Below are 18,686 nucleotides of genomic sequence, written 5' to 3'. Positions count from 1 at the left end.
TGTCCGTCGCACGAGGAAACCATCATGACCGAGATCGTCCACTCCCTACCGCCCGTGACGCGTAACGGCCTCACGGAACTGGCCCCGCTACTCGATGCGTTGGCCGCGGTCGCTGTGCGTGGCGAAGTGCCCGGTCCTGAGTTACTGGCGCGTGTCGGGCAGGCCCGGTCGAGGCTGTCGATCTTGGCTTTGCCGCTGGTCGACGGGGAGCCTTACTCGCGGTTGATTCTGCGGGTAGACGACGAGGTTGAGATCATGCTGGCGCGGTGGCGCCCGGGAAACAGCTGCGCACCGCACGACCACGGAGGTTCGGGCGGCTTCGTCATCCCGGTCGAAGGCACGTTCACGGAACGCCGGTTCGGCTGGAACGGCCCGCAATTGGTCGTGACCGAAAAAGCCATCCGCCCGGAAGGCACGCCGATTCGCATCACGCCCGACGTGATCCACGACATGACGGCCGGCGAGTACGGGTTGACGCTGCATTTCTACAACCCGCCGGCGGCGGGCATGCGGGTGTTCGACCTGGAGCGCTCCGAGGTGCTGGAGTTGGTCGGCAACTACGGGGCATGGATTCCGCAGGGTGATCATCCCCGCGTCTCATTTGCGCAGGTAGCGCCCAAAACCCAACGGAGGCCGCTGATTTGGGTGGCCCACACCACCCAATACCGCGGCGGTTCAGCCGAATTCGCGGTCGCCGCAGCCACCATGGCACGCGAACTGTCCGCCGCGAACCCCGACGCCGAAGTCGTCCTCTCCGGCCTGCACCACAAAGCCGACTTCGCTGCCGAATTGGCTCGGTTCGCCGGCGCCGGCCGGCAACTCAGCGAACTGCACCTGATCAGCCACGCCGGGATGTACGGCCCGATGTTCGGGTCGACGGACTGGCCCGAGCAGTTCTCGCCGCACGAGTGGCGCGACATGGCAATTCCGTTCTCCCCCGACGGGCGTGCATACTTCCACGCCTGCCGCACCGCGCGCTGGTTCGCGCCGTTTTTTGCCGACGTGTTCGGAGTTCCCACGTTCGGCAACTACAACTTCACCACCGTGTCTGCTCGCAAAGACCGGTTTGCGTGGGCGGGTCGCCATCCGGAGGCCCGCCCGAGTCTTTATATGATCGCCGCGCCCGGCAAGAAATCACACGGGTGGAGCGGGAGTATCCGCAAGTACTCCGGCTGCGCGGCGGAGCCACTGATCCAGAGCCTTCCGGCCGCCGCGCAACCGGAACGCTCCTACGACCGAGTGGCTGAACTGTACGACCGCGCCTACGCGGACATCAAGGTCCGCGAGGCCGAATGGCAATGGGTGGCCGACAAGGTCACCCGGGTTCGCGCCGAGCTCGGTCGCGGTTTGCGGGTGCTGGAAATCGGTTGCGGCAACGGCGCTTTGCTGCGCGAGCTGGACGATCGCGGCGAGATCGAATTCGGCATCGGCGTCGACAGCTCTGCCGGCATGCTCGACAAAGCCCGTGAGCACAGCCGTGACCGCGCCCGGCTACGGTTCGTCAAGGTCAACGGCCCGGAGCTGGACGTTCCCGACGATCACGTCGACGTGGTGATCTCGTTTTTGTCTTTCCGGTACCTGGACTGGGATCCGGTGATGGCGGAAATCCGCCGGGTGCTGGTTCCCGGCGGTCGGCTGTGGGTGGTCGACATGGTCGAGCACCCGGTGCGGATGCGTGAGCTGGGCATGTTCACCCGTTCGGCGATCGCGCATCTGCGCACCCGACGGGTCCGGCCCCAGTTCGCCAAAGACCTGACCGCTTTGACCACCCACCCGGACTGGCTGAACATGGTGCGGCACAACCCTATTCGCGCCGAGCACGAGTATCGGTGGTATTTCGCCAGCCGCTTCCCCGGTACCCGGCTGGAAGCGCTGACGGCGAGCAGGTCCGCGCGGGTGGTGGCGTTCGATTCCGGACCACTGGACAAGGGGCACACCGCCCCCCTGACTTACCCGTGATGAACGTGAATTACCAATTGGGGATAGTCGATTGGGGCATCGGTGGTATCGGACTGGTTCGCGCATTGGACCAACTGGCACCGGGCCTTCCGGTGCTGTACTGGTCGGATGCCGGGGCAACCCCATACGGCCGCATGGGTACCGACGAGTTGGCTGCGCGCCTGTCCACCGTGGTTACCGCACTGGCCGAGCGGGGCGCCACCGAGGTGGTGCTGGCGTGTAACGCGGCCAGCACGGTGGTCGGACGCCTTGAAGCGGCACCGATTCCGGTGGAGGGCATCATCGAACACGGGTTATCCTCCGTCCCCGAGGACGTCGCCGTTGTCGGTGTGGTAGGCGGACGTCGCACCATCGTCGGCGGCCACTATCGGCGCGGTCTCGAACGTCGGGGACACGTCGTGTTGTCCCGCGTCGCCCAGCCGTTGTCGGCGCACATTGAAGGCGGCCGCACCGGCTCTCCGCAGTTCGCCACAGATTTGGCCAGGATCGTCGTGCCGCTACGAGGGGTCGATGCGTTGGTCCTGGCCTGCACTCATTACCCCGCCGCGAGTCGCTGGTTCCAAGCGGCGCTGCCAAACACTCTGCTGATCGATCCGGCCGAGCGCCTGGCCGCGGCAATCGCGGCGCGATATCCCAGCACTCAGAAACGGCCAGGCTCGCGCGTGTTTCTCACCACCGGCGATCCGGAATCGATGCGGGTTGGCGCAGCCCGTGCCTGGGGTATCGCGGTGACAGCCACCGCGGTAACGCGCGATGCTCGGTTGGCGGCCTAAATGCGTCAAAATGCCCTAGCGGCAAGGGGTTCGAACCCAAGCGCAAGTGCTTTGGCGCGCAGCTGCGCCATGAACGCGTCGTGAGCGGTCGTCGTCACAATCCGTATCGTGTCACGTCTGCCGACCGGGCAAGGGCGAACCGACGCGATGGGCAGTGCCGTCGGGATCAACATAGGCGAATTCGCGCAAGCCGTAGGGTGTGTCTCGCGGTGCGATGAACCGGCCGTCAAGTTGCTCGAGCGCATGCCACTGCGCATAAAGCGCGTCGGCGTCGCTGACGTAGAGGTAGATGCTGGCGGCGGTTCGCAGCGGATCATGCTCGTCCCACTCGGTTATGTGGATTGACACCGAGCCGCGGTCGGCGAAGCCGTACCGCTCCGGGCCTTCGTAGGCACGAACGTCGAATCCGAGCCGGCGGTACCGGTCAAGCGCGAGATCCAGATTCCGGACGGGAACGATTGGCGATACCGAGGTGAAGTCGATGCCGGACACACCACAGTCTGGCAGGCGCGCTAGCGCACGACACAATAAGGCCCATGACCACACCACTAGTTGAGCGCGATGCGAACCAGACGGCCGCTTACCGAGTCGGGGCGATGCTGCTCGGCATAGGCACCCTCCACTTTCTGGCACCCAAACCGTTCGACGACATCATTCCTGTCGAGCTGCCGGGAAGCCCTCGCTTGTACACCTACGTATCGGGTGTGGCCGAGCTGGTCATCGGGGCTCTGCTGCTGCCACGTCGGACCCGCCGGGCCGCCGCGACGGCCGCCGCCGCGCTGTTCATCGCAGTTTTCCCGGGAAATCTCAACATGGTCCGGCTCTGGTGGAACAAACCCTGGCCGATGCGCATCGTTGCGCTGGCCCGGCTGCCGCTACAGATTCCGATGATCACCACCGCGCTCAAGATCAGACGCAACAGCTAGTCCGGGCGTATCGGTGGCACGAGCGTCCTGCGTCGCAGACTGGTAGTATTGTCGCATTGGGGTTTTACCCTAAATGGGCAAAGCCCCAGTGCCCATAGACCCGAGTGCCCATAGCACTGCAGGTGGGTACCCTGGAGCCCGTCACGAGAGGGGTGCGTCATGAGCGGTTCGAACCGCTTCGTCGGGGAGGTGGAGGTCGACCCCCGGCGTCGCATTTCGCTGGGTAAGGCCGGAAAGCCAGGTCACAAGCGGTACCGGGTCGAGGAAGACGACATGGGTGTACTGACTCTCACGCCGGTGGTCAGCGTGCCGGTCACCCTGATCGCCGATCGTCTTCGGCGGGCAGTGGAATTGGCAGATTCCGGGAAGCTTGTCGCCCGCCCGGAGAAGTCGAGGCGCGCCACCGCCCAAAAGGCGGCTCGGTAGCGGGTGGACGACGCCGGACAGCGCCCACCCGTCGAAGTGGACCGGCAACTCCCTGAGCCAAGACGTCGGCTGACGCGAACCGGCCGAAGGTATCGCCTGTCGGCGGTCGGATTCGTCGACACTCTGGGCGCAAAGGCTTTTGCCGAAAACGAGGTGTTCTTGAACGCGGTCGCATTCATGGTCGATCGCCAGGAGCAGATCAACTCCACTCGGCCCGCTGGCAATCCGCTGCGCACATCGTATTTCTCGGACAATATCGGCGCGTCGATCGTCATCGACGGCCTGGACCGCAAGCAGCAGCAAGTAGCTGTCTGTCAGGTGTTGCGGCTTCTCGCCGGCATCCAGCTGTCCTACCTGCTGGAATTTTCGATCCTGTGCCGGGGCGGCGTCGCCATCGGCCCGTGCTTTCACGGCAAGAACGTGTTGTTCGGCCCGGCGCTGGTGGAGGCGTATCTGCTGGAGCAAACTGCCGGCTGCCCTCGGATTGCACTTTCGGCCGACGCAGCGCGCCTTGCCGTTGGCGATGTCGTGCCGTTGCTCCCAGAGGAGCCGCTGGTCAACGGTGACGGCGAGACGGTGGGCATAGCGCAGTCGATCGACTTCATGGCAGCGGAGTTGCCGCCCGCGGGTCCGGCCCGTTCGACATACATCGCGGGTTTGGCAGAGGCCATTGCGAAAGGCGTTCACGAGGCCGCTGACGGCACCACCGGGGTGCTTTCGAAATGGCGATGGACTTTGCGCCGGCTGGAAGCGCTGAAACGCGGCATCGACGCGGGCTGATTCTGGTCTATTCGTCGAAGAGAAAGTCCAGAATTATCGGGCCGCGCTTGGCGTCCAACGACCAGTAGATCCAAAGACTTGGCGTGCCAAGCTCGATGAGCGTGCGCCGCACGGATCGCGTGAGGCCCGGCAGGCGGACTTCCTGAGCTTTCTCCCAAGCGGCCGCGGGGTCGTCCTCGATTTCGTCGAGCAACTCGATGGCTCGCAGCACCGGGCTTTGTCGGCGGTGCGGCTCAAAGAGGGCATCCCAGGATTCTCTGGCCAGCTCGGTCCACCACACCCGCGGCATGCTACCCCAAAACCCAATCGGGGCTTGGGACTTCCCGGGCGATGCCGCGATGCGCTAGGACCAGCATGGGAAGGCATAATGCGGTTTGCGATTCGATATCGCCGACGATATCGAATTACAAAAGGACTGTTCGACCTTCGCAGCGGCAGACGGGATAGGTGTGACCGACGCGGCAGCCGGACGGCTAGTCGTCTGTGCGCGTATATATCTCGTCGAAATCCACACTCAGAGCGCAGTTCCCGGTCTGTTCGTGGTGCCCGTGCCCGGTGAGGCGAGTGATGGGATTCTGCGGTGGCTGCGGCATCGGCAGTCGCGCAGAGGTTTTCACGTTGAGGTGCTGGCAGCCGGTGAACTCCTCGGGGTGCTGAATATCGAGAACCCAGCTCCCTCCGCTGAATACCAGCGGCGTATCAGCGGTGAGCGAGTGGAAATAACTCATGCACCGCTCGCCGGTGCGTAGACAATCGGTGACGACGGCCTGGTTCTCCTGTTGTGGCGCAAGCCTGCTCGAAAAAGTTCGCGCGATGTGGTAGCGACCGTGCAGCGCTTCGGCCGGCGACACCACGCGCGGCGGCAGCGCCGACGGGTCCGGCAGGCTGTTGACGTCGACGTCGCCGACGCGCGTGAAGGTCACGGATCGCTTTTGATTGCAGGCGTTGGCGGCGGCTCCGCGGTACTCGCCGGTGAGGGTGCCGTCGGCGCCTGGTTGCAGCGTGATCACTTCCCAGATTTCTGCCGCCATGCCTCGGCACTGGTTGTGGTCGAGGGTCACGGCCACCCAACGCCCGTCGACCTGGTCGAACACCGATGACGAGGCAAGGCTGGCGCCGCCGTTCAGCATCGAGGCGGTCGCGACACATCCGCTGGAGCGACACACCGAACGGACCGCATACGTGGCCGACATCGGGCCCGAACCCGGGCCCGGCTTGCCGTCCAAAGTGGTGCCCTGGCCGAGCTGCACCTGATACACGCCGGTAAACGGGCCGGCGTTGACCGCGGCCGGCGCAGTCGACGCGGTGCCGGGAGGCGCCCCAGAGGCAGCAGGGTTGTGCTTGTGGGTGAATCTGACCACCGCGAAAACCCCGCCCGCGACCAGCAACGCAATGACGCCCAGCGCGGCTATCAGGACAGGCGCACGTTTGCGGGCAGGCGGCTGACTGACGGGGTACGGCAGGACGCTGGTAGCCGAGCCGCTCAACGACCGGCCCAGCTGATCGGTGAATTCCCGACAACTGCCGAACCGGCCCGACGGCTCTTTGGCCAGGGCCGTGGCGAAAACCAGGTCCAGCGCGGCCAGGTCGGGTCGAGCCGCACCGATCGATGGCGGCGGAGCGCTGACGTGCTGGGCGATTACCACCGCCGGATTTGACTCGCCGTACGGCGGCTTGCCGGTCAACAGATGAAATGCCGTGCACGCCAACGCGTATTGGTCGGTACGCCCATCGATTCGTTCGCCCTTGAGCTGCTCTGGCGCCGCATAGGCAACCGTGCCCAACGTCATGTTGGTCGCCGTCAGTCCCGCGGTGTCGTCCATGTGCCGGGCGATACCGAAGTCGGCCAGGTAGACCCGTCGCGGCTGCCCATCGGCATCGGCCAATAAGATGTTGGCCGGCTTGACATCACGGTGCAGCAGCCCCCGATTGTGGGCATGGTCCAGCGCCGAACCAACCGCGGCGATGATCGGCACCACCTCGCTGGGCGGCATTCCGCCGGGGTAATGCTCGCGCAACCGCCGTGCCGCATCGGTGCCGGCGATGTAGTCCATGGAAATCCAGAACTGGCCGTCCTCTTCGCCGCGGTCATGAATGCGCACGATGTTCGGATGAGACAGTCCCGCCGCCAGCTCGGCCTCGCGCATGAACCGCGCGCGATATTCCGGATCAAGGGTCAGATTCGCCGGCAAGACCTTCAGCGCGTCCTCACGCGGTAGCCGCGGATGTGCGGCCAAGTACACCGCACCCATCCCGCCGGCACCCAGTACCCGCAAGATGGTGTAACCGGCGAACACCTGACCAACCTCGAGCGGCATGGCCAAATCGTAGGACTAGACTTTTCCGGTCGCGGCCGAATTGGTGTTAATCGCCAGTGCGCGTGAATGTTTCGTCGAAGTCACCAGTGGCGGCGCAGGGCGCGCCTTGTTCGTGGTGGCCATGCCCGGTGAGCCGGGTGATCGGATCTTGCGGTGGCTGCGGCAACGGATACTGCCCGGTGTCTTTTAGCTGCGTGCTCGCCCCGGACCCGCATTGGCCCAGGCCGTCCACGTCCCAGACCCACTTCCCGCCGCCGAATACCAGCGGTGCATCACTCAACGCCGCATGAAAGTAGCTCATGCACCGATCACCGGTGCGTAGACATCTCGTGGTGACCGCATAGTTTTGCAACGTTTGCGGAAGCCCGTTGGTGAAGGTTCGGGTGGATTGATAGCGCCCATGCAGGGCTTCGGCCGGCGACACCACCCGCTGCGGCTGGCCGGCCGGGTCGGGCACCTTGTTGACGTCCACGTCGCCGGTGCGGGCAAAAATGACGGTTCGAGTATTGGCACAGACGTTGCGGGACGTCGCGGTCAACGTCCCGGCGAAAGTACCGGGAGAGCCTGGCTGCAAAGTGAATACCTGGAAGAACTCGGTCGCCGCGCCCTGACATTGATCCGAGCTCAGCACCACTCCCACCCAACTCCCACCGATCTGGTCCAGCACCACCGTCGGCGGGCCTACGGGAGCGCCGCCGACTCGCACTGCCATCGCAACGCAACCGGTGGAACGGCATACCGAACGCACGCCATAGGTGCTCGTGATCGCAGGAGCCGCAACGGTATTCGGGGCCACGTCTACGCCACTGCTGAGAGGGCCGAAGTCGGTGCGATACGTGCCCGTGAAGGGTCCGTCGCTAGCCGTCGGCTGGTGCTGCTGGTCGTGGCGGGAAAGCTTTTCGACCGCGAAGACGCCGGCGGCGATCAGCAGCGAGATACCCACGACCGCGCCGATCAGGAGCCGTCGACGAGGCGCCCGCGGCTTGCCGACGGGCGAGGGCGGCAAGCTGGGTGCGGTCGTGGCAGGCACGGGCCGGGTTTCGGGGAGGGCGACCTGACGACGCCCGGAAGTGAAACCCGCATTCAGCGCCTGCCGCAGTTCGTGGGTGAACTCCCCGCAGCTGCCGAACCGGGCGGAGGGATGTTTGGCCATCGCCACGGCGAACACCCAGTCGAGCGCAGCCAACTCGGGGCGCCGCTGGCCGATCGAAGCCGGCGGTGCGGTGACATGCCGGGTGATCACCACCGCCGGATTGGAGTGGACGTAGGGCGGCGCGCCGGTCAGCAGGTGAAATGCCGTGCACGCCAGGGCATATTGATCGGCACGTCCATCGATCGCTTCGCCCTTCAATTGCTCGGGCGCCGCGTAGGCCACCGTGCCCACTGTCATGTTGGTGGCGGTCAGGCCGGCCGCATCGTCAATGCGGCGCGCGATGCCGAAGTCGGCGAGAAAAGCCCGTCGCTCCTGTCCGTCGGGGTCCGCCAATAGCACGTTGGCCGGCTTGACGTCCCGATGCAATAAGCCGCGCTGATGCGCATAGTCCAACGCCGATCCGACCGCGGTAATGATCGACAGCGCCTCGCTGACGGGCATGCCATGCGCGTAGTGCTCTCGTAGCAGCCGGCCCGCGTCAGTACCGGCGACGTAATCCATCGAAATCCAGAAGTGGCCGTCGTCTTCACCGCGGTCATGGATCGACACGATATGTGGGTGAGACAAACTCGCCGCCAGGTCAGCCTCGCGCAGAAACCGCGCCCGAAACTCCGGATCGGCGGTCAGATCCATGGGCAACACCTTCAGTGCATCCTTGCGCGGCAGCCGCGGGTGGGCCGCCAGGTACACCGTGCCCATCCCGCCGGTGCCCAGGACGCGCTCGATGGTGTAGCCGGCGAACACCTGACCAACCTCAATCGGCATGGCCACATGGTACTTCTCGCGCTAATCGCCAGTGCGCGTCAGTATTTCGTCGAATTCCGCAGTCAGCGCGCATGGTGCGCTCTGGACATGCTTACCGTGCCCGGTGAGCACTGCGATCGGATTCTGCGCCGGCTGGGGCAGGGGGTACTGGCCGGTCCTGGTCACGTGCATCGGAGCGCCGCTGCGCGGACAGTTGGCGTCTACCGACGTGTCTAAAACCCATTTCCCGCCGCCGAATAACAGCGGTTCCACCTCTCCCGAAGACGCGTAGAAGTAGCTCATGCAGCGATCGCCGCTGCGCAGACAGTCGGTCGTCACCGCAAAGTCGATTTGCTGTTGTACGCCTTGGGCTTTGAATATTCGCCGCTGGTGGTAGCGCCCGTGTAATGCCGCGGCCGGCGACACCACCCGGGGCGGTAATGCCGACGGGTCAGGCAGCGTGTTGACGTCCACATCTGAGATGCGCGTGAAGGCCACGGAATGCGTGCCGCCGCATTCGTTGGCGGCGAACACGCTGTAGTCGCCGGTGAAGCCGCCTTCGGGCCCTGGTTGCAGGGTGAACACGTCCCACACTTCGGCGGAGTTGTTGTCCCGGCAGGCATGTGAGCCGAGGTTGACTCCGATCCAGCGCCCACCAACTTCGTCGAACACCGGATGCACAGCGTAGGTCGTGTCGCCGTCGAGGCGTGACGCTGTCGCGACACAGCCCGTCGAGCGACACACGGAGCGGACCGCGAAGGTTTCCGTCGTCGGAAGCGCCCCGGGCGCGGGAGCGCCGCCGACCAAAGCGCCCTGACCGTACTGAACACGGTAGATGCCGGTGAAGGGGCCAGTATTGGGACGCCCGCCCTCGGCTGGCGCAGTGCTACGCGCAGCGGCCGCAGGGGGATGCTGGCCGAGCTTGACGACGGCGAATACAGCGCCGGCGATGAGCAACGCCGTCGCGGCCAGCGCCGAAACCAGAACAATCCCGCGCCGTCGCTTGGCGGAAGGTGCTGCAGGTTCGGGCCGCGGTGATTCAGTCAGGTTTCGGCTCAGCTGGTCGGTGAATTCTCGGCAGCTGCCGAACCGGGCAGAAGGCTGCTTAGCCATCGCCGTGGCGAACACCGGGTCCAGTCCGGCCAGATCGGGCCGGTGGGCGCCGATGGAAGGCACCGGCGCGCTGACGTGGCGGCTGATCACCACTGCGGGGTTGGACTCACCGTATGGCGGCACCCCGGTCAGCAGGTGAAAAGCTGTGCACGCCAACGCATATTGGTCGGCGCGACCGTCGATCGCCTCCCCTCGCAGCTGCTCGGGGGCGGCATAGCACACCGTGCCCACCGTGGCATTGGTCGCCGTCAGCCCCGCGGCATCGTCGACGGCCCGCGCAATGCCGAAATCGGCCAAATACACTTGCCGGCCGTGCCCGTCGGGCTCGGTCAGTAAGATGTTGGCGGGCTTGACATCTCGGTGCAGCAGCCCTTTATGATGCGCGTAATCCAGCGCCGAACCCACCGCGGTGATGATCGGCAATGCTTCGCTCAGCGGCATCCCGTTCGGGTACTGCTCATGTAGTAACCGCGCGGCATCGGTACCGGCCACGTGATCCATGGAAATCCAGAACTGGCCGTCGACTTCCCCGCGGTCATGGATCCTGACGATGTGCGGGTGCGACAGCCCGGCGGCCAGATCGGCCTCACGCACAAACCGGCCCCGAAACTCCGGATCGGTAGTCAGATCCGCCGGCAATACCTTCAGCGCTTCCTCGCGCGGCAACCGCGGATGCGATGCCAGATAGACCGCGCCCGTGCCGCCCGCGCCCAGCACCCGCGAGATGGTATAGCCGGCGAACACTTGACCGACCTCGAGTGCCATGCCCAAATTTTGTGCCGAGCAGACGCAAAATCTCCTCAAAATGGCTAATTCTGGGTGATTTTGCGTCTTCTCGCGCAAGGAACCCGGCTAGAGGATGGCGCCTTGCTCCTTGTACTGCTCGATCTTGTCCCACTCGACGCCCGCCTCGAGCAGCACCTCCTCGGTGTGCTGACCGTGTTCGGGCGCTCCGCTGGGCCTCACCTGTTCCTCGTCGAACTGCACTGGATTGGTGGGCAGGATGTAGGGCGCGCCGTTCATCGCGTGCACCTCAGGAATGTAGCCGTTGGCCACAACCATCGGATCGTGCCGCAGTTCGCTCGGCTTCTGCAGCACGCTCCACGCGCCCGACAACGGCGCCAAAATTTCCCGCCACTCGTTGACGGTGTGCGCGGCGAACTCCGCATCCAGGATGTCGATGAACTCACCCCGGTTTTCGTAGCGCGAATGAGGATCGGAAAATCGCTTGTCCTCCAATAGATCCGAGCGCCCGATCACCGAAAGGAACTCGGGTAAGAACTTTTCGCCCTGCAGCATCATCAAGGTGATGTAGCGACCTTCCTTGGTCTTGTATGTGCCCACCAGCGGATTGGGCATGTCGCGGTGGGTGAAGTTGGGCATCGGGTCGCCGCCGTACAGCATGGCGGCGGTGACCTGCGGACTCATCGCCCACGACGCCAGCCCAAGCAGGGAGACGTCGACCACCGATGTCTCCCCCGTCGCCTTGCGCTTGTAAAGGGCGGCCGCGACGCCGCCGGCGATCGTCAAGCCGCCCAGCAGATCACCGAATGCCGGTGTCTGCATGACGGGTTCGGGGAAGTCTCGGGTGAAAGCGTCGCTGATGCCGCCGCGAGAGAAGAACGAGACCCCGTCGTAGCCGGCCTTGTCCGCGTCGGGCCCCTTGGGGCCGTAGCCGGATCCGCGGACGTAAATGATGTCGGGGTTGACGGCGCGAATGTCGTCGAGCTCGATCCCGAACCGCTTGCGCCTGCTCGGCAGATAACTGGTCAGGAACACGTCGCAGGTCTTGGCGAGTTCGTGCACCACCTCCTGCCCGCCTGGGGTGGTCATGTCGATACCGATCGACTTCTTGCCCCGGTTGGGCATCTCGATCATGTAGTTGACGCCTTCGGGGCCGCCGGGGACTAGGCCCATAGTGACCAGCCCACGCTGCGGGTCGCCGCCCACGCGCGGCTCGATCTTGATTACCTCGGCGCCCCATTCGGCCAGCACCGCTCCGGCCGCGGGCACGAACGTCCACACGGCAGCTTCCAAGACCCGGATACCTTCGAGTGGTTTCGCCATTGAATACCCTCCATTTGTCGGATCGCGCTTTTCCTGGTCGAGTATTACCTGACGTCATTGGACCGCTTGCGCGGCCTGCCGAATCGAGACTGCACCCAGGGCTACCCGTCGACGGAAAGTCGCACCCTGTGCGCAGTTTCGGGGCCGCCAGCGCAGGCTCGACGGCCGGTAAGCTAGCCGGTCAGCTTGGCGAGCCAGCCCGGCGCCTTGATGTCAACCGACTTGGAGCCGTCCCACACGAACGGCGTCCCGGTCGAGTGGAGCGCGGACATCGTTTTATTGCCGTTTGCGGCCTTGGTTGTGGCGGTGCCCAGGTCAGCTCCGGAGTTGATGCAACTGACCACGGAGTCGTTAGCGCCGACGGATTTGGCCAGTTGGGCCAGTTCGCCGTCAGTGTGGTCGGTGGCGCCGCCTTCCGCCGGTTGAAAGTCGCCGGCGAACAGGCTGGAGTAGAAGTCGGTATAGGTTTTCGGATCGTTTTGGGCTGCAACGCAATACGTCGCCGCGACGGCACGTGTCGAGTAATTCTTGCTGCTCGACGAGGTATCGAGGAAGTTGAGCAGGTGGTAACGCGCCGCGAGCTTTTTGTTGTTCACCGCCGCGTTGATGTCGCTCGCGTTGGAGCGGATGAACGTGCCACACGGCGGGCAGAGTGGTTCGTTGAAGATGTCGATCGTCACCGGTGCCACCGAGCTGCCGACGAACACACCGTCGTCGAGAACCTTCAGCGCAACCGCGTCTGGGGGCGGTGGCGGCGACGGCGACGGTTCTGGAGTGGGCGACTCCCAGGGCTTGGCCACGACAATGAGCACCCCGCCGATGAGAGCCATCACGACGGCTGCGGCGACTCCCGCCAACACCCAGGGTGTGCGCGAGCGCCGGGGCTGCTGGAACGACGGTTGACCCCATGGTGGTGTCCCCGTCCACGGCACCGGCTGCGGTAACGGCGGACGCGGAGTGACAGCCTGCCCAGGGCCGGAGGGCCCCGGCCACATCGTTCCCTGTGGCGGACTGTAGGGCGGCTGCCGAGGGGGCGCGGGCGGTACGGCCGCGAACCCGCTGGGTGGAGGGGCCGCGTACCCGGCCGGCAGCTTCGCCACCTGGCTGCGCTGCAAGATGTCGGTGGCGCGATCCTGATCGGGCGTGGCCAGCGCCGCGTAGGCGGCCGCGGAAAGGTCACCGCAGGTCGCGAAGCGGTCAGCGGGATTCTTGGCCATCCCGCGCGCAATCACGTTGTCGAAGGCCACCGGGATTCCCGGCCGCACGGCACTGGGCCGCGGGACAGCCTGATGCAGGTGAGCGCTCATGACGCTGATCTGGTCTCCCCGATAGGGCGGGGACCCGGTCAAGCACTCGTATAACACGCAGGTCAATGCATAGATGTCGGCGCGATAGGTGACTTGGGCGTCGCTGAATCGCTCCGGTGCCATGTATTTGAACGTGCCCACGGTGCTGCCGAGTTGCGTCAGCTTCTCGTCGGACGTGGCGCTGGCGATTCCGAAATCGACGAGGTAAGCGAAGTCGTCGCGGCTGATCAGAATGTTCTCCGGCTTCACATCCCGATGGGTCACACCGGCGGCGTGCGCGGCATCGAGCGCGGAGCCGATCTGACGCACGATCGCCACCGCTCGCGGCGGGGACAGCGGCCCATAACGGCTCAACATGGTGCTCACGTCGATGCCGTCGATCAGGCGCATGTCGACGTAGAGCTGCCCGTCGATCTCTCCGTAGTCGTGAATCGGCACGACATGCGGCTCCTGCAGCCGTCCCGCGGTGCGCGCCTCACGCTGCATGCGGGCGCGGAAAACCGGATCGCGCGAGAGCGTCTCCGACATCAACTTCAGCGCCACAATTCGGTCGCGGACGGTGTCCTCGGCCTCGTATACATCGCCCATGCCGCCGCGACCCACTAAGCGCCGCAGCCGATACGGCCCGAACTGCGTGCCCTCCCGTGAACCGGAAGCGTCACCCATCGCCGACTCCTCACCTCGCCAGCGCCCGCCGCAAACCGGCAAGGAGCGCATGCGCGCCCCGGTCACGGTTGCGACGGACCCGAATATGCGCTGGCGTGCTTAGGCTAATGGTTTGAGCGATGCCGGCGCACAGTCCGAAGGTGAATGCGAAGCTTATTTGTCCGCCGGCACGGCCAGGCGGTTTGGCGGTGGACGCCGGCTGGATGGCGCGGTGAAACCCTCGGTGTCGTCGAAGAACGCCCACTGCCCCTCGTCGTCGACCTCCATGCGCCAGCCCAGCTCGGTGCTGCCGGCTATCAAAGCCATAAACCACGGGTATGCGGCCTCGGCGCTGCCGAAGTTTTTCGTCGCGACGACCCGGCCGTGTGGGTCGATAACTCGAAACCTCGCCATTGGATGTGACTTTCCCCTTTCGGCGGAATTCAATCGCCCGTCGGAATCCAAGGTGCCACCTATGGACGGCATCATCAAGAATTGTTTGGACTGCTATTCGGCAAACTATGCGCAAAGATGGAGTCCGACATCGGCCAAGGAGATCAGATCGTGCTGTGGCGCCGCGCCATGCCTAATCGCCGACCAGTCGCGCTATCGCGCGCGGTTTGCGGGGTTTGGCTTCTCGTGTGCGTCCTGCTCGCAGCTTGTACCAGCGTGGTCGCCGGCACCCCGAAAGCGGAAAAGCGCGGCGGAGCATCCAGTGGTCCGATATTTCCTTCCCAGCTGGTCGACTTGTTGACGCCGTCCGAATCGTTGTCGGTGGTGGCCGGCAGTCCGCTGTTCGAGCAAGACATGCAGTCCGCTCTGTTCAGCGGGGCGGACCCGACGGAGTGCCAGGGCGTCGCCGGTTACGGCGGTTATGCGCTCTTCCCGAAGAACTACACGGGTCGCGAGGCGCGTACCCAGTCCGACGCCCGGAAGGACCAGCATCAGCTACTGGAGGTATCGGCCAGCTACCCCACCGGGTTCAACGCCGCGGGCTTTCTCGACTCGGTTCGAAAAACCGTGTCCGGATGCCAGCACCCGATCACCTCATGGGGCAACGATCAGCGGAAGGTGATCGTGGAACCCGGTCCGTTGCAGCAAAGCTCCGCCGAGGTCGCCCAGTGGTCGACCAAACTTCAAGGCGAGCAATGGCTTTGCGACTTCGCCGTGATCGCTATGGCCAATGTGGTGTCGCAGATCGTGACCTGCTCTCCTGATCACTCCGTCGACATCCAGACGCTGGTGGCCAAACGGATCAAGAAGATCGAAGAACTGATAAACGCCACCGCCTAAGGGCGCGCGCACCGCGAAAGTGCAACTGCCAACGCATTTCTCGAGTAACACCGTCGGCAGCTGCACTTTCGCGGCCGTCAAAGCGGCTGCTTGGTCGCGACGAGCTTGTCGACCACCTGGGCCAAGCAGTCAAAGCCGGGTGCAGCGGCCATGTCAGCTGCGATGCGTTGGCTCGCTTCGCGGTAGCGCGGCTGGTTCAGCACGGCGAGGATCGCTTTGCGTAAGGCGCGCGACGAGGGTTGGTCGGTCCGGAGTCGCCGCCCGACGCCGGACCACTTCACGCGTGCACCCACTTCGGGCTTGTCCTCTTTGCCGCCGGTCGCGACGATCGGCACCCCGTAACGCAACGCGTACTGCACCCCGCCGTATCCGCCATTGGTGACGACGACCGAAGTGCGTGGCAGCAGTTCGTCGTACGGGAGAAACATTGCCGCGCGGGCGTTTTCGGGCAGCTCTGGCAGCGTGTCGAGGGGCCGTCCGCCGGTGCTGACCACGACGAGCACATCTTCGTCGGCCATGGCTTCCAAGGTCGGTGCGATGGCTTGCCGATAGTCGACGTTGGCGATTGTCCCCTGGGTGACGTGGACAACGGGGCGAGTGCCGTCGAGGTCGGACCACCAGTCCGGTAGCGGGGCCTGGGATCCGGTGGCGCTCAATGGTCCGGCGAAGCGCAGGTTTGGCGGTGCATCCGAACGCGGGTACTCGAACGCGGGAACAGTGAATTGGACGATGGCATCGGCTTGGGTGCCCCAGTCGATGAATGCGCGTGGAAGGTGTTTATTGTGCACCTGATAGTACTGGCTGTCCACGATGTTGTTGGCTTGCAGGAATATTCGGCGGGTTAGCGCGGATAGCACGGCGTTTCGTTGCCTGTTGCCCCATCGAGCGGGCGCAAGACCCAGGCCGAACGGCGCGGTGTCCACGCTGCTGATCGGAAGCGGTATGACACCACACATCACGACCAGCGGGCGTGCTGTGCGCGGGTGTCCGAGCAGGATCGTTGCCCCAATGAAATTCCCTTCGGCCAACACGATGTCGGCAGGGTGCTCGGCATGCAGTGCCATCAGGGTCTCGTATTGCGCCCGTGCCGGGTGCGCGAAGAAGTGCTCGACGTCGAACGCGGCCGCTTTCATGCCCTTCAATTTCGCGCGCTCCGGATACTGCTCGAGACAACTCTCGTCGTAGTCGATGTCGGGCGGGAGCGGGATGTGCGAGGCGCCTGTCGCGGCGACCTTGTCGGCGAAACGGGCGCCGGTAACGAACCGCACGTGGTCACCGCGTTCTGCGAATCCGCGAGCGATGCCGAGCATCGGCGCCACGTGTCCCTGGGCGGGGATGCTGGCGATCAGGATCGATTTCACGGTGCGCCCCCTCGGGTCACGCTTCGCTGCGTGGTAGTAGTATTCATTACTATGGCACCGCAGTCAATATCCGCAAAGCCTTCGCGCCGGTCGCGGACATATCGTTCAGAGCTGCGCCAGCAGCAAGCGGAGCAGACGCGTTCGCGGGTGATCGCCGCAGCGGCCAAACTCTTCGCCAATCATGGCTACGCCCGCACTTCCTTGGCGCGGATCGCCGAGGTCGCCGGCGTTTCTCCCGAAACGGTGCAGGGACATGGCCCCAAAGCGGCACTGCTGATCTCGGCCTGCGAATACGCCGCGTTAGGAGTCGCCGGCGAGAAGAACCTGCTCAATCTGGAGGTCGGTCGCCGCTTGATCGCCATTCGGGATCGCGACGAAGCGCTCGACTATCTCGTTGCGTTTGTGGCCGAGATACATGAACGGACCGCAAAACTCGGCCTTGCGTTGATCGGTGGGGCCAGCGTCGACGCCGAACTAGATCGCTATCTCAATGACTTCATCGCAGGAATAAACCAACAGGTTCGGCGAGTACTCGGGGTCTGGCGCGACGCGGGATGGTTGCGCAAAGACCTCTCTTTCGACGAGCTGGTCGAAACCAGCGCGGTGATCTGCAGTGTCGATACGTTCCTCCGCATTACCCACCGGGACGGGTGGAGCGTTAATCGCTACCAAGCTTGGGTTCGGCGCATGCTGGCCGAGACGGTCTTGCGGTCCTAGCCGTCAGGCGGGAACCAACTCGAACACCGGGATGACCCGGTCGGTGCGCTGCTGGTACTCGCCGAATCCGGGCGCTCGCTCGACAACGATCGGGTAGATCGAGTCGCGCTCGCCGCGGGGCAATTCACGAGCGGTCGCCGGCTTCGGCGCTTGCGAACCAATCTCGACGCTTACTTGTGGGTGCGCGCGAATGTTGTGCACCCAGGCGGGGTTGTTGTCCCGGCCGGCCGCGGAGCCGACGATGTAGATCTTGCCGTCGATATCGAAGTAGGCGACCGGATTGACCCGCTGCGCACCGCTTTTCGCGCCGGTGGACGTCAACAGCAACAGCGGAAACCCCTCGAACTGCCCGCCTACTTTGCCGCCGTTGCGGCGGAACTCCTCGATGTTTTGTTCGTTGAACTCGCGCTCCGCACCTATAGCGTCGTCAGTCATTCTGCCATCCTGACACGTGGGGGCTGCTCAGCTCTTGGTGCCGACCGTTATCAGGTCGGAGATGAGCCGAGTCCACAGCGGCCGCCGGATACGGTGCTGGTCGATCACGGTGAATCCCGCGTTTTCGAACAACGTCCGCATCTCGGCCGGCGAGGCGTTGTGCTGAGGCTTCCACCGATGCGTCGAGGGTGCCTGCAGCAGCTGTTGCCGTGCGCTGAGAGCCGCGACCGCCACCAGTCCCCCGGATGCCAGCACGCGGTGGAACTCTTGTAGGGCCGCCGGCTGGTCGAAGAAGTGAAACGCCGATGTCGTCACGACGGCGTCCAGCGCTCCGTCGTCGAACGGCAACTGTTCGGCGGGTGCACGCAGCCACTTGACCCGGCTTGATCGCGAGCGAGCCTGCGCGAGCATGCCGTCGGACATGTCGATACCGTAAATCTCGTCGGGCTGTAGTTCGCGTTCGATCCGATCGCTGAGAATACCTGTGCCACAGGCGATATCGGCGATCCGCCGCGATCTGTGCGCACGCAGCCGGGCAATCACTTCGTCGTGCGGCGGACGGTAAACCCATTGCTGCAGAAACGGGAGATCGTAGGCCGGGGCCAGGAACGTCCACATCCGTGTGACCGCGTCGTTGAGCCCCCGGCGTCGCGGTTCAGTCATTTGCCC

General features: G+C 64.7%; 18 protein-coding genes. 7 read left to right on the top strand and 11 right to left on the bottom strand.

The genetic code is table 11. From position 1 onward, the window contains the following. Positions 1–24: 24 nt before the first annotated feature. Entirely contained in the window at positions 25–1,959 is a 1,935-nt protein-coding gene (locus AC5Y2L_RS22865) for a methyltransferase domain-containing protein (protein WP_499932028.1), read from the top strand. Next, the gene (locus AC5Y2L_RS22860) at positions 1,959–2,732 is read left to right on the top strand and encodes a glutamate racemase (protein ID WP_499944686.1); all 774 of its coding nucleotides are present in this window, start codon (positions 1,959–1,961) and stop codon (positions 2,730–2,732) included. Before AC5Y2L_RS22865 ends, AC5Y2L_RS22860 begins: the two co-directional genes overlap by 1 nt. A gap of 111 nt (positions 2,733–2,843) precedes the next feature. Here the strand turns inward: AC5Y2L_RS22860 and AC5Y2L_RS22855 are convergent, their stop codons facing one another. Continuing rightward, complete coding sequence (locus AC5Y2L_RS22855; RefSeq protein ID WP_499932419.1) at positions 2,844–3,215, bottom strand: bleomycin resistance protein; 372 nt, start codon at positions 3,213–3,215, stop codon at positions 2,844–2,846. A 53-nt stretch (positions 3,216–3,268) separates the two neighbouring features. On the opposite strand from AC5Y2L_RS22855, the gene AC5Y2L_RS22850 reads away from it, so the two are divergent. The 3 genes from AC5Y2L_RS22850 (at position 3,269) to AC5Y2L_RS22840 (ending at position 4,864) form a co-directional block, all read left to right on the top strand. Next, the gene (locus AC5Y2L_RS22850) at positions 3,269–3,658 is read left to right on the top strand and encodes a DoxX family protein (protein WP_499932033.1); all 390 of its coding nucleotides are present in this window, start codon (positions 3,269–3,271) and stop codon (positions 3,656–3,658) included. Positions 3,659–3,817: 159 nt separating this feature from the next. Next, positions 3,818–4,084: a hypothetical protein gene (locus tag AC5Y2L_RS22845; protein WP_499932036.1), complete on the top strand. Its 267-nt coding sequence runs from the start codon at positions 3,818–3,820 to the stop codon at positions 4,082–4,084. Between the two features lie 3 nt (positions 4,085–4,087). After that, positions 4,088–4,864 carry a hypothetical protein gene (locus tag AC5Y2L_RS22840; RefSeq protein WP_499932039.1) on the top strand — a complete coding sequence of 259 codons (777 nt, stop codon included), beginning with the start codon at positions 4,088–4,090 and terminating at the stop codon, positions 4,862–4,864. Positions 4,865–4,871: 7 nt separating this feature from the next. On the opposite strand, the gene AC5Y2L_RS22835 is transcribed toward AC5Y2L_RS22840, so the two are convergent. The 7 genes from AC5Y2L_RS22835 to AC5Y2L_RS22805 form a co-directional block, all read right to left on the bottom strand. After that, positions 4,872–5,144: a hypothetical protein gene (locus tag AC5Y2L_RS22835; RefSeq protein WP_499932041.1), complete on the bottom strand. Its 273-nt coding sequence runs from the start codon at positions 5,142–5,144 to the stop codon at positions 4,872–4,874. Positions 5,145–5,337: 193 nt separating this feature from the next. Further along, positions 5,338–7,182 (bottom strand): serine/threonine-protein kinase, encoded by a 1,845-nt coding sequence (locus tag AC5Y2L_RS22830; RefSeq protein WP_499932043.1) that lies wholly within the window; start codon positions 7,180–7,182, stop codon positions 5,338–5,340. Between the two features lie 46 nt (positions 7,183–7,228). Next, positions 7,229–9,100, bottom strand: coding sequence for a serine/threonine-protein kinase (locus AC5Y2L_RS22825; protein WP_499932045.1), 1,872 nt, complete (start codon positions 9,098–9,100; stop codon positions 7,229–7,231). Between the two features lie 21 nt (positions 9,101–9,121). Further along, entirely contained in the window at positions 9,122–10,957 is a 1,836-nt protein-coding gene (locus tag AC5Y2L_RS22820; RefSeq protein ID WP_499932047.1) for a serine/threonine-protein kinase, read from the bottom strand. Between the two features lie 87 nt (positions 10,958–11,044). Beyond that, positions 11,045–12,259 (bottom strand): CaiB/BaiF CoA transferase family protein, encoded by a 1,215-nt coding sequence (locus AC5Y2L_RS22815; RefSeq protein WP_499932049.1) that lies wholly within the window; start codon positions 12,257–12,259, stop codon positions 11,045–11,047. Between the two features lie 173 nt (positions 12,260–12,432). Beyond that, positions 12,433–14,232 (bottom strand): serine/threonine protein kinase PknE, encoded by a 1,800-nt coding sequence (locus AC5Y2L_RS22810; RefSeq protein ID WP_499932051.1) that lies wholly within the window; start codon positions 14,230–14,232, stop codon positions 12,433–12,435. Positions 14,233–14,385: 153 nt separating this feature from the next. Further along, positions 14,386–14,625, bottom strand: a complete 240-nt coding sequence (locus AC5Y2L_RS22805; protein WP_499932053.1) for a hypothetical protein — start codon at positions 14,623–14,625, stop codon at positions 14,386–14,388. Positions 14,626–14,742: 117 nt separating this feature from the next. On the opposite strand from AC5Y2L_RS22805, the gene AC5Y2L_RS22800 reads away from it, so the two are divergent. Next, on the top strand, positions 14,743–15,504 hold the full coding sequence (locus AC5Y2L_RS22800; protein ID WP_499932055.1) for a sensor domain-containing protein: 762 nt from the start codon (positions 14,743–14,745) through the stop codon (positions 15,502–15,504). Positions 15,505–15,581: 77 nt separating this feature from the next. Here the strand turns inward: AC5Y2L_RS22800 and AC5Y2L_RS22795 are convergent, their stop codons facing one another. Continuing rightward, entirely contained in the window at positions 15,582–16,772 is a 1,191-nt protein-coding gene (locus tag AC5Y2L_RS22795; protein WP_499932057.1) for a glycosyltransferase, read from the bottom strand. Between AC5Y2L_RS22795 and AC5Y2L_RS22790 the strand changes: the two genes are divergently transcribed. Beyond that, positions 16,773–17,582, top strand: a complete 810-nt coding sequence (locus AC5Y2L_RS22790; RefSeq protein ID WP_499932059.1) for a TetR/AcrR family transcriptional regulator — start codon at positions 16,773–16,775, stop codon at positions 17,580–17,582. A gap of 3 nt (positions 17,583–17,585) precedes the next feature. Here AC5Y2L_RS22790 and AC5Y2L_RS22785 read toward each other — a convergent pair whose 3' ends face one another. Next, complete coding sequence (locus AC5Y2L_RS22785) at positions 17,586–18,017, bottom strand: nitroreductase family deazaflavin-dependent oxidoreductase (RefSeq protein WP_499932061.1); 432 nt, start codon at positions 18,015–18,017, stop codon at positions 17,586–17,588. 27 nt (positions 18,018–18,044) lie between these two features. Then, positions 18,045–18,680 (bottom strand): class I SAM-dependent methyltransferase, encoded by a 636-nt coding sequence (locus AC5Y2L_RS22780; protein ID WP_499932063.1) that lies wholly within the window; start codon positions 18,678–18,680, stop codon positions 18,045–18,047. Positions 18,681–18,686: the final 6 nt, after the last annotated feature.

This window comes from Mycobacterium sp. NGS66 (assembly GCF_059812225.1).
The sequence above is the reverse complement of the archived record's forward strand: the minus strand, read 5'-3'. Positions and strand labels throughout refer to the sequence as shown.